Here is a 10260-nt window from a genome sequence, read left to right on the forward strand (position 1 = left end):
CCCCCCGCCGCGGTACACCGCCGGCGCGATCAGCACCAGGCCCGCGACGCGGGCGGGGTCGGCGAGCGCCGCCTCCAGCGCGATCGGTCCGCCCGCGGAGTGCCCGACCAGCACCGCCCGCTCGAGGCCGGCGGCGTCCATCGCCGCCCTCACGTGCCGCACCTGCGCCTCCGGCGCGTACGGGTTCGCGCCGTCCCACGCCGTCACCCGCTCGCTGAACCCGAAGGCGGGGCGGTCGTACGCGACGGTGCGCACCTCCCCGGCGAGGGCGTCCTGGAGGGTGCGGAAACTCACGAGGTTCGATCCGAACCCGTGCACGAACACCACCCCGACGTCGCCGGGCTCGGGGGTGGGTCCGGCGATGCGGGCGTGCAGGTCCAGCCCCTCGACCGGGATCCACGTCGCCTCCGGCCCCGCCGCCTCGCGTGCGGGGACGGTGCCCTCGAGCGGCGGCACCGGCCACACGAGCGGGAGGAGCAGCAGGGCGGCGGCGAGCGCCGCGAGCGCGATCAGGGTGATGCGGATGCGGAACGGCACGCCGGCATTCCACCACGTTCGGGGGGGTCGCGCGGCCCTCCAGGCGGACCCGGCCGCGCAAAACGGTGCTAGCGTCACGCTCATGCGCCCGATCTCCACGTTTTCCCTCGTCGCCCGCGACCCCGCCACCGGCGATCTCGGCGTCGCGACCGCCAGCAAGTTCCTCGCCGTCGGGGCGGTCGTGCCGCACGCCGAAGCGGACGTCGCGGCGGTCGCGACGCAGTCGTACGCCAACGCGACGTTCGGACCGCGCACCCTCCAGGCGGTCCGGGCCGGCATGCCGCTCGCGCAGATTCACGCCGCGTTCGAAGCGACCGACCCCGAGCACGCCAGCCGCCAGTACGGGCTGGTGGACGCGACCGGCGACGCGCTGTCGTTCACGGGCGACGCCTGCCACCCGTGGGCGGGCGGCACGACCGGGGACGGCTTCGCCGCGCAGGGCAACCTGTTGACCGGCCCCGAGGTCATCGACGCGGTCGTGGAGACCTTCACGTCCACCGACGGCGACCTCCCGGCGCGCCTGATGGCGGCGCTCGCGGCGGGCGACCGGGCGGGCGGCGACGCCCGCGGCCGCCAGGGGGCGGCGCTGTACGTCGTGCGCAAGGGGGGCGGCTACGGCGGCATGAGCGACACGTGGGTCGACCTGCGCGTCGACGACGACCCCGCGCCGGTCGACCGCCTCGCGGAGCTGCTGCGCCTCCACCGGTTGTTCCTCGGCCCCCCGAACGAGGAGGACCTCCTCCCGCTCGTGGGGGACGTCGCCGCCCGCGCCCTCGCGGGCCTCCGCGCGGTCGGGCGCCTCGCGCCCGAGCACGGGGTGTGGGACGAGGACGCGGAGGCGGCGCTGCGCGATTTCGCCGGCGTCGAGAACGTCGAGGACCGCATGGTCGAGCCCGGCCGCATCGACCGGGTCGTGCTCGAGCACCTCGAGGCGGTCGCCGCCCGCTGACGCACGGCGGGCGGGGGACGGCCGGCGGGGGACGACGAGCGGGGACCGGCGGGCGGCTAGCGCCCCTCGAACGTCGGGGCGCGTTTCTCCAGGAACGCCGCGACGCCCTCGCGGGCGTCCTCGCTGCTCGCGGCGAGGGCGAACAGGTCCGCTTCGGTCTCGAGGCCCTGCGCGAGGGTGCCGTCGCGCCCCCGCACGACCGCCTCCTTCGCGAGACCGAGGGCGACGGGGGCGCCCCCCGCCGCCTGGCGCGCCAGCGCCACGGCGGCGGCGGTGGCGTCCGTCTCGACCCGCGCAACGAGGCCCATCGCGTGCGCCTCGTGGGCGGGGACGCGGCGGCCGGTGAGGATGAGGTCCAACGCCCGCGCTTCGCCGATCAACCGCGGGAGGCGCTGCGTCCCGCCGTACCCGGGGATGAGCCCCAAGCGCGTCTCGGGGAGGCCGAGGACGGCGTCCTCCGCCGCGACCCGCAGGTCGCAGGCGAGCGCCAGCTCGAGGCCGCCCCCCAACGCCGCCCCGTGCAGCGCCGCGACGGTGGGGATCGGCATCGCGGCGAGCGCGCTGACGACGTCCTGGCCGGCGAGGGCCGCTTCGCGGCCGGCGAACGGGTCGCTCAGGTCCGCGAACTCCGCGAGGTCGGCGCCGGCGCAGAACGCCGGCCCGTCGCCGCGCAGCACGAGGGCGCGGACGGTGACGTCGCTCTCGACGACCTGCAGCGCCGTGCCGATCTCGAGCAGCGTGCGGGCGGCGAGGGCGTTGCGCGCCTTGGGCCGGTCGAGGGTCACGACGGCGACGCCGTCGTCGACCTCGAGGCGGAGGGTCTCGAAGGTCGCCTCGTCCTCTCGTGGCTCGTCGTCGAGCCGCGCGTCGTCGCGAGGGTCGGGGGTGGGGGCGGGGGCGTCGCTCATGGGGGTCCTTTCACGCCGTCAGGCGTCGTCGTAGGCGTGGTAGCCCACGCCGCTCTTGCGGCCCAACCGGCCGGCGCGCACCTGCCGCCGGAGGCCGGCGGCGGGGCGGTACTTCGGGTCGCCGAACTCCTCGTGGAGCGTCTCCATGATCGCCAGGACGACGTCGGCGCCGACGGCGTCGATCAACGCCAGCGGCCCGATCGGCAGGTTCGCCCCGAGCGTCATGGCGGCGTCGATCGCCTCCGGCGTCGCGTGCCCCTCGTCGGCGAGGGCGGCCGCCTCGTTCAGGTAGGGGATCAACAGGCGGTTGACGAGGAAGCCGGGGCGGTCCTCGCACCGGACGGGGGTCTTGCCCAGTTGCGTCGCGAACGCCTCGAGCGCGTCGAGCGTCCCGTCGAGCGTGTGCGCGCCGCGCACGAGCTCGACGAGCGGGAGGGCCGACACGGGATGGAAGAAGTGCAGGCCGGCGAAGCGTTCCGCGGCGCCCGACGCGGCCCCGAGCGCCGTGATCGACAGGCTCGAGGTGTTGCTCGCCAGGAGCGCCCCCGCCGGCGCGGCGGGCCCCGCCTCGCGCCACAGGGCGGCCTTCAGGTCGGCGTCCTCCGTCGCCGCCTCGAGGACCACGTCCGCGTCCGCGAGGGCGGTGGGGACGGCGTCGCGCACCGCGAAGCGGGCGGCGGCGGCGTCCGCCTCCGCCGCCTCGAGGCGGCCCTTCGCGGCGGCCCGGTCGAGCGCCGCGGCGACGTGGCCGGCCGCGGCGTCGCGGGCCGCGGCGACCGGGTCGTACGCGACGACCGTGTGCCCCGCGGCGAGGGTGGCGGTGGCGATGCCGCGCCCCATCGTGCCGAGCCCCAGGACCGCGACGCGCAGCGGGGCGACCGGGTCGCTCACCCGGCGTCCCCGCCGGGGTGCGCGGCGAGCGCGTCGAGGGTCGTGCGGGTCATGGCGTCGACGCCCGCCTGGAGGACGGCGGGATCGACGAAGGCGTCGTCGCCGATCCGGTTGCTGGCGACCACCATGCAGCCGGTCCGCACGCCGCGCAGCCGCCCGATCAGGAACAGCGCGGCGGCCTCCATCTCGATCGCCAGCACGCCGCGCGCCGCGAGGGTGGGGACGTCGGCGGGCGTCGTGGCGTAGAAGGCGTCCTCGGTGCGGATCAGGCCGACGCGCGCCCCGCCGTGCGCGGCGGCGGCGTCGCGCAGCGCGACCGTCAGGTCGAGGTCGGCGACGCTCGGGGAGGTCGCGCCCCCGAGGTACTGCCGGGTCGTGCCGTCGCCCGCCTCCGCGGCGTGCGCCACGATCCGGTCGCCGGGCGTGACGTCGGGCGCGACGACGCCCGCCGTCCCCACCCGGACCAGCGTCCGCGCCCCGAGCTGCACGAGTTCCTCCGCGACGATCGCGAGGCTGGGGCAGCCCATCCCGGTCGTCTGGACGCTGACGGGCACCCCGCGGTAGGTGCCGGTGTAGCCCAGCAGGCCCCGGTACTCGGTCGTGAGGCGGGGCGCGTCGAGGAAGGTCTCCGCGATGTGGCGGGCGCGGCCCGGGTCGCCGGGCAGCAGCACGGACGGCGCGAGGTCGGCCGGGTCGGTGTGCACGTGGAGCGGCATGCACGAAGCGTAGCAAACGCCGTGCCGCGCGCCGCGAGCGGCGGGCGGGGGCGTGCTAGCCTCCCCGCCGTGGACCGTCCCCCGCGCACCGCGCGGAGGGGGAGAGGAGCGGCGCGTGAGCGACGAAACCCGCCCGAAACTCGAGTTGGAGCTCCCCGCGGAGACCGCGCGGGGGACGTACGCGAACCTCGCGGTCGTCAGTCACGGACGCGAGGAGGTCGTGCTGGACTTCGTCGCGGCGCTCCCGCACCACAAGCCGCAGGTCGTCTCCCGCGTCGTGCTGCCCCGCAGCCAAGCGGAGGCGCTCGCCAAGACCCTGCAACGCACCCTGGAACAGCGCGCGGCGGGCGCCGCCGCCCCGACGGCGCGCAGCGACGAGGACCCCAACTGAGGTCGCGCGCGGCTCGGCGTCGGCGAGGCGACCGGCGGGCCGGACCGCGCGCGGTTGAATGCCGCCATGCCGCTCGAAACCGTCACGGTCTTCTTCGACTACCTGTGCCCCTACGCCTGGCGGTTCTCCGAGGTCGCCGAGATCGTCCGCAAGGAGCTCGGCGTCCGCTTCGAGTGGGCGCACTTCAGCCTCTACCAGGCGAACCACGACGGGGACGACGGTTGGCAACTGTGGAACGATCCCGTGCGCGAGCGCAGCAACTCCGGCAGCCGGGGGTTGCTGCCGTTCCTCGCGTCGCTCGCCGCGAAACGCCAGGGCGACGCGGCGCACGACGTGTTCCGGCGCGAACTGTTGCGCTTGCGGCACGTCGAGCACCAGCCGTTCCACCACGCCACCGTCGTCCAGGCGGCGGAGCGCGCGGACCTGCACCCCTCGTCCTTCGAGCGCGACCTGGCCGACCCGGAGTTGCGTACGGCGTTGGCGCAGGAGCACCACGCCGCGGTGGACGCGCAGGTCGTCGCGACCCCCACCGTGGCGTTCGACGCGGGCCACGTCGCCTACGTCCGCCTGGGGGAGGTCCCGGCCGACGCGACGGAGGCCGTCGCGCTGTACCGGAGCGTGCGGGGCGTCCTGAGCGACCATCCGTACCTGGAGACCGTCCGCCGGATCCGTCCGCGCGGCAACTGAACGGACGCCCAGCGTGAACGCGCTGCTGTGGACCGCGATCGCGGCCCTCGTCGCGGTCGTCGCCGTCCGGCTGCCGCGCGCGGCGCTCCGCGCGGCGTTCACCGCCGCCCTCGCGCTCGCCGGCGTCCTGCTCGCGGTCGGGGGGCCCGACCGGGCGGCCGGCCCCTGGCTGCTGCTGCTCGCCGCGTCGGGTCTCCTTCTCCCCCAGGGGCGGCTGGCGCGCCTCGGACGCCGCGCGCCGGCGCCCGAGGGGCGCGCGACGGGCGCCGCCCGGCGCGCCCCCGGTGGGTCGGGGGCGCGCCGCACCGCCGCGGAACGCGCCCGCCGGTCGGAGGCCGCCGCCGCGTTCGGGGGGCGGGACCTGCCCGGCTACACGATCCTCGAGAAGGTCGGGGCGGGCGGCATGGCGACCGTGTACCGCGCGACGCGCGACGCGGACGGGCGCGAGGTGGCCCTGAAGATCCCGATGGAGGCGTACGCCGAGGACGAGGCGTTCCTCCGGCGCTTCCATCGCGAGGCGGAGATCGCGCAGCGGCTGGACCACCCGAACGTCGTCACGACGTTCGATCACGGCGCGGTCGCCACGCAGCACTACATGGCGATGGAGTTCGTCGAGGGGCGCAGCCTCGAGGCGCTCCTGGAGGCGGGCCCCCTGTCCGCGACGGCGTTCGCGGACGTCGCGAAACCGGTCGTGTCGGCGCTGCAGGCCATCCACGCCGCCGGGGTCGTGCACCGCGACGTCAAACCCAGCAACGTGCTGGTGGAGGGGGGCGAGCTGCGCGAGGGGCGGCCGCACGTGCCGCCCGGCGCGGTGCGCCTGATGGACTTCGGGATCGCCGGAACGACCCTCCTGTCGCGCCTCACGGTCACCGGGACGCGGGTCGGGACGCCGGTCTACATGTCGCCGGAACAGGCGCAGGGCGAGACGATGGACGCGCGCAGCGACGTCTACAGTCTAGGCCTCGTGTTCTACGAGATGCTGACCGGCGGCACCGCCTTCGAGGGCGCCTACGAGACCGTGGTGCACCAGCAGGTGCACCGCACGCCGCCCCCGCCGCGGCAACGCGTCGTGCACGTGCCCCCCGCCCTCGACGCGCTGGTGATGCGCATGATCGCCAAGGACCCCGGCGACCGCCCCGACCTGCGCGAGGTGCTCGCGGTGCTGCAGGACGAAGCGAATTGGGGGGCGGGCCTCGAGGTCGACGCGCCGTTCCGGCTGTGGACGGTCCTCGAGGTGCGCGAGGGGGTGGTGCGCACGTGGACGCCGGACGGGCGCGTCCTGGCCGGCGTCGCGGACGTCGGTCCGGACACGCTGTCGAGCGTCCCCCGCGACCTGGCGGTCGACGCCCACGGCCGGGCGTACCTGCTGCGGCACGAACGGCGGGCGGTGGGGGGCGGCGCGGCGGACCACGCCGTCGTCGTCCTCGACGAGGGCGGCGCGACGCAGGGGCTGCGCGTCCCGATCGGCGCGGACCCCGACGCGGTCGCGCGTCCCGACCGCGTCGCGGTGACCGCCGACGGGGAGGTCCGCGTCCTGGACGCCGCGGCGGCGCGGGTGGTGCGCTACGCGCCCGACGGCGCGCCGGCCGGCGCGTTCGCGCTGCAGGGGACGCCGCACGCCCCCGCGACGTTGCAGGCGACGGCGGACGGCGGGACGCTGCTGTTCGACCCCGGCCGGCGCGACGTGCAGCGCTACGCGGCGGACGGGCGCTTCGTGACGCGGTGGGCGTTCCGGGTGGAGGAGGGCGGCGACGAACGCCGCGAGCTCGACGGGGCGTACGAGGCGGAGGACGGCACCCTCTACGTCGGGGACGCCACCGCGGGCCGCATCCGCAGCGTCCGCGACGACGGTCGCTTGGGGCGGACCTACCGCTTCGAGCCGCGCCGCGGCGAATCCCGCGCCGGCGTCCTCGACCTCGCGGTCGACGGCGACGGTCGCTTGTACGCCGGCCGCCGCGGGGGGACGGTGGTGCGGCGCTTCGCGGCGGACGGGACGCTGGAGGCGACGCTCGACCTGCACGCGCCGCTCGTGCGTCTCGTCGGGGCGCGCCGCCCGACCTGAGCGCGGCGGGGCGTCAGAGCAGGCCGAGCCCCCGAACGATCGCTTGGAAGATCCCCAGGAAGAACCCCTGCAGCACGCCGATCACGCCGGTGTAGGACAACACCAGGAACACGACGAGGAAGCCGAGGATGCCGAACTGGCGGAGTTGCTCCACGAGCTGCCGGACGCTGCGGTTGCCCCACGCGAGCGCCGCCATGGCGCCGTCGAGCGGGAAGACGGGGAACAGGTTGATGACGGCGTGCAGGACCGCGTACGAGCTGGCGATCAGGAACGCGCGGTACAGGTCCGGCGAGCCGGCCGCCAACAGAATCGAGCCCACCAGGACGCTCACGAACCCCACGATCAGGTAGGCGAGCGGGCCGGCGTACCAGGCGAGCGCTTCGCTGCGGCCGCGACCGCGGTAGTTGCGGCTCTGGATCGGCACCATCTTCGGCCAGCCGAACCCCAGCACGAACAACAGGATCACGCCCAACGGCTCGAGCTGCTGTTGCGGTTCGAACGTCCCGAAGCCGGCGAGCTTCGGGCGGGCGTCCCCGAGCCGCGCGGCGACCCACGTTTGGAACACGTTGTGGAACATCAGCGCGAACACCATCACGATGGCGCTGATCACCAGGGTGGTGGTGTCGGTCAGGTTGTTGAGGATCACGTCGGGTCGGTCCGCCTTTCGTCACCGGGCGGAGGGCCGCCCGCGAACGCGTCGTCGTCGCTGCCGGGGTTCGGGTCGCCGTCCGGGGTGGCGTCCGCCACCCACCGTTCGGCGAGGGCCCGTTCCTCCTCGAAGGTGCGCACCTCCCGGCGGCGTCGCGCGGCGGCGACCGCGCCGAGGATGCGCCCCACCTCGGGGCCGGGCGCCACCCCCAACTCTAGCAGGTCGCGCCCCCGCAGCCGCCGGCGCCCTGCGAGGCTCTCGAACGTCCGCACGGCGGTCGCGAGGTCGCCCCCCACCGCCTCCAGGACCGCCCGCCCGGGGCGCCCCATCGCCTCCAGCGGCGCGTCGTCCGGGTCCGCCGCCCCCGACCGGATGCGCCGCACCGCGGCGGCGGCGTCCGCGCGGCGGGTGGGGACGTGGAACCGCGCGACGAACGCGCGGGCGTCCGCGTCGGGCTGGGCCGCCAGCAGCGTCACCAGGTACGCCGCGGCGGGCACGTCCCGTCCCTCGCTCCGCAACGCGTCGAGCGCCGCGACGGCGTCCGCGGGGTGCGGTAGGCCGTACAGCGCGGCAAGCGCCCCGAGGTCGGCCAGGACCCGAAGCGCGCGGGCGGGACGCTCCTCGCGCAGCGTCGCGAGGAGTTCCGCGCGGAGGCGGTCGGCGCTGACGGTCGCGCCCCGCCCCTCCGCCAACGCATCGCGGGCCTGCGCGTCGGCGTCCGCGGCGAACGCGAAGCCCAAGCGGCCCGCCAACCGCGCGCCGCGCACGATGCGGGTCGGGTCCTCCGTGAACGACAGCGGGTGCAGGGTCCGCAGCGTCCCGGTGCGCAGGTCGTCCGCGCCGCCGTACGGGTCCCACCAGACGTGGGGGCGGGGCGCCCACCGCATCGCCAGGGCGTTCAGGGTGAAGTCGCGCCGCGCCAGGTCGCGCCGCACGTCGCTCGGCTCGACGTCCGGCAGGGCGCCCGGGTGCGCGTAGCGCTCCTCGCGGGCGGTGGCGACGTCCACCTGCAGGCCGCTCGGCAGGGTCAGGGAGGCGGTGCCGAACGCCGCGTGGCGCGCGCGGCGGCCGCCCACCTCCGCCGCGAGCGCGTCGACGAGGTCGGCGGCGGACGCCCCCTCGACCAGCAGGTCGAGGTCCGCGAGGCGGCTCCCGAGCCACGCGTCGCGGACCGTGCCGCCCACCAGGTACAACGCCGCGCCGGTCGGGAGGGCGGCCTCGAGCGTCGCGAGCGCCGCCCCGGCGTGCGCTTCGGCGCGCGCCGCGACCCGGTCGGTGACGCGGACCGGTGGGCCGTCGTCCGTCGCGACGTCGGGCGGCGCGGCGTGGCGGGCGGCGAGCAGGTCGCTGCGCGTCACGATCCCGACGAGCGCGCCGTCCTCGACGACCGGGAGCCGTCCCACCCCGCGCTGCGCGACGCGCGCCTCGAGGTCGGCGAGCGGGTCGTCCGGCGCGGCGGTCACCGGGGGACGCCCCATGAAGCCCCGCACCTCGCTGCGGCCCAGGCCGTGCTCGAGGGCGCGATCGAGGTCGCGGCGGGAGAGGACCCCCACCAGCGTCCCGGCCTCGACGACGGGCAGGCCGCCGTGCCCGTAACGCAGCAGCTGGCGGCTGGCGTCGTGCACCGTCGTGGTCGGCGTCACGGTGCGGACCGGGGCGCTCATCACGTCCCGCGCGCGGCGGGCGGGGCGGGCGTGGCGGGCGAGGGCGGGCAGCAGCGCCGCGACGACGTCGGCGGGGGCGCGGTCCGACCGCCCGAACGCCGCCCCCGGGTGGCCGCCCCCGACGCCGACGTCGCGGAGGGCGGCGCCGACGTCGAAGGTGTCCCCCGCCGCGCGGGCGATGACGAGGGTGCGGTCCTCCATGCGGGGCACCAGCACCGCGGCGTCGGCGTGCCGGTCGCTCAGCAGCTCCCCGGCGACGCCGGCGACGTCGGGCAGGTACGTCGGCCAGTCGAGGGGCGCGACGACCACCGGGCGGCCCGCGACGTCGCGGACCTCCGCGACGTCGTGCGCCGCGCGGCGGAAGGCGGTCCGCGCGTCGCCGCGGTCGCTCGGCTGGCCGTACCGCCGCACGAGGTCGAGGGTGCCGCCCGCCCGGTGCAGCCACGCGGCGGCGTCGTGGTCCTCGGGGGTGGTGAGGTCGAACGCGAAGTCGCCGGTGTCCTGGTGCAGCCCGAGCAGCGCCAAGCTCGCCAGGTCGGGTGGCAGCGCGTCGCCGCGCCGCCGGAGTTCGCGGATCAACAGGGTCACCGTCGCGCCGACCGGCTCCACCAGCCCCCGGCCGGCGGGCAGCGCCCCGCCGCCGGTGGGGGGCGGGTGGTGGTCGTACACCACCAGCGGCGCGTCGTCCACGCGCGCCGCGAGGGCGCCCAGGCGGGTGCGGTCGGCGGTGTCGACGACCACGAGTTCGTCGAGGTCCGCGGCGAGCGCCACGTCGGTGGGGACGGGATCGAGTCGGTCGCGGTAGA

At 76.8% G+C, this 10260-nt stretch carries 10 protein-coding genes; 4 read left to right on the forward strand and 6 right to left on the reverse strand.

What is annotated here, in order from left to right; genetic code table 11:
* The coding region (locus RI554_08410) for an alpha/beta fold hydrolase (protein MDR9392033.1) at positions 1 to 537 on the reverse strand (537 nt) is incomplete at its 3' end.
* An 82-nt stretch (positions 538 to 619) separates the two neighbouring features.
* On the opposite strand from RI554_08410, the gene RI554_08415 reads away from it, so the two are divergent.
* Entirely contained in the window at positions 620 to 1486 is an 867-nt protein-coding gene (locus RI554_08415; GenBank protein MDR9392034.1) for a DUF1028 domain-containing protein, read from the forward strand.
* Between the two features lie 56 nt (positions 1487 to 1542).
* Here RI554_08415 and RI554_08420 read toward each other — a convergent pair whose 3' ends face one another.
* From RI554_08420 to RI554_08430, 3 genes are read right to left on the reverse strand one after another with little or no spacing between them, the layout of a single operon-like run.
* Positions 1543 to 2394: an enoyl-CoA hydratase-related protein gene (locus tag RI554_08420; GenBank protein ID MDR9392035.1), complete on the reverse strand. Its 852-nt coding sequence runs from the start codon at positions 2392 to 2394 to the stop codon at positions 1543 to 1545.
* A gap of 18 nt (positions 2395 to 2412) precedes the next feature.
* A complete protein-coding gene (locus RI554_08425; GenBank protein ID MDR9392036.1) occupies positions 2413 to 3285 on the reverse strand; it encodes a 3-hydroxyacyl-CoA dehydrogenase NAD-binding domain-containing protein in 873 nt (290 codons plus the stop codon).
* On the reverse strand, positions 3282 to 4001 hold the full coding sequence (locus RI554_08430) for a purine-nucleoside phosphorylase (GenBank protein MDR9392037.1): 720 nt from the start codon (positions 3999 to 4001) through the stop codon (positions 3282 to 3284). The genes RI554_08425 and RI554_08430 overlap by 4 nt, the downstream gene beginning before the upstream one ends.
* Positions 4002 to 4116: 115 nt before the next feature.
* Here RI554_08430 and RI554_08435 point away from each other — a divergent pair, with 115 nt between their 5' ends.
* The 3 genes from RI554_08435 to RI554_08445 all read left to right on the forward strand — a co-directional run bounded on the left by RI554_08435 (position 4117) and on the right by RI554_08445 (position 7141).
* On the forward strand, positions 4117 to 4392 hold the full coding sequence (locus RI554_08435) for a DUF3467 domain-containing protein (protein ID MDR9392038.1): 276 nt from the start codon (positions 4117 to 4119) through the stop codon (positions 4390 to 4392).
* A 66-nt stretch (positions 4393 to 4458) separates the two neighbouring features.
* Complete coding sequence (locus tag RI554_08440) at positions 4459 to 5079, forward strand: DsbA family protein (protein MDR9392039.1); 621 nt, start codon at positions 4459 to 4461, stop codon at positions 5077 to 5079.
* A gap of 13 nt (positions 5080 to 5092) precedes the next feature.
* Entirely contained in the window at positions 5093 to 7141 is a 2049-nt protein-coding gene (locus tag RI554_08445) for a serine/threonine-protein kinase (GenBank protein MDR9392040.1), read from the forward strand.
* Positions 7142 to 7154: 13 nt separating this feature from the next.
* Here the strand turns inward: RI554_08445 and RI554_08450 are convergent, their stop codons facing one another.
* Both RI554_08450 and RI554_08455 read right to left on the reverse strand, forming a co-directional pair.
* Positions 7155 to 7787, reverse strand: a complete 633-nt coding sequence (locus RI554_08450) for a site-2 protease family protein (protein ID MDR9392041.1) — start codon at positions 7785 to 7787, stop codon at positions 7155 to 7157.
* On the reverse strand, positions 7784 to 10260 hold a 2477-nt coding region (locus RI554_08455; GenBank protein MDR9392042.1), incomplete at its 5' end, for a CBS domain-containing protein. The genes RI554_08455 and RI554_08450, both read right to left, overlap by 4 nt.

It is taken from the genome of Trueperaceae bacterium (assembly GCA_031581195.1).
Classification (GTDB): Bacteria; Deinococcota; Deinococci; order Deinococcales; family Trueperaceae; genus SLSQ01.

Bases quoted from the DNA above. Each gene is read 5' to 3' on its own strand.
- RI554_08415 (MDR9392034.1), top strand. From the start codon at position 620: ATGCGCCCGATCTCCACGTTTTCCCTCGTCGCCCGCGACCCCGCCACC.
- RI554_08420 (MDR9392035.1), bottom strand. From the start codon at position 2,394: ATGAGCGACGCCCCCGCCCCCACCCCCGACCCTCGCGACGACGCGCGG.
- RI554_08430 (MDR9392037.1), bottom strand. From the start codon at position 4,001: ATGCCGCTCCACGTGCACACCGACCCGGCCGACCTCGCGCCGTCCGTG.
- RI554_08440 (MDR9392039.1), top strand. From the start codon at position 4,459: ATGCCGCTCGAAACCGTCACGGTCTTCTTCGACTACCTGTGCCCCTAC.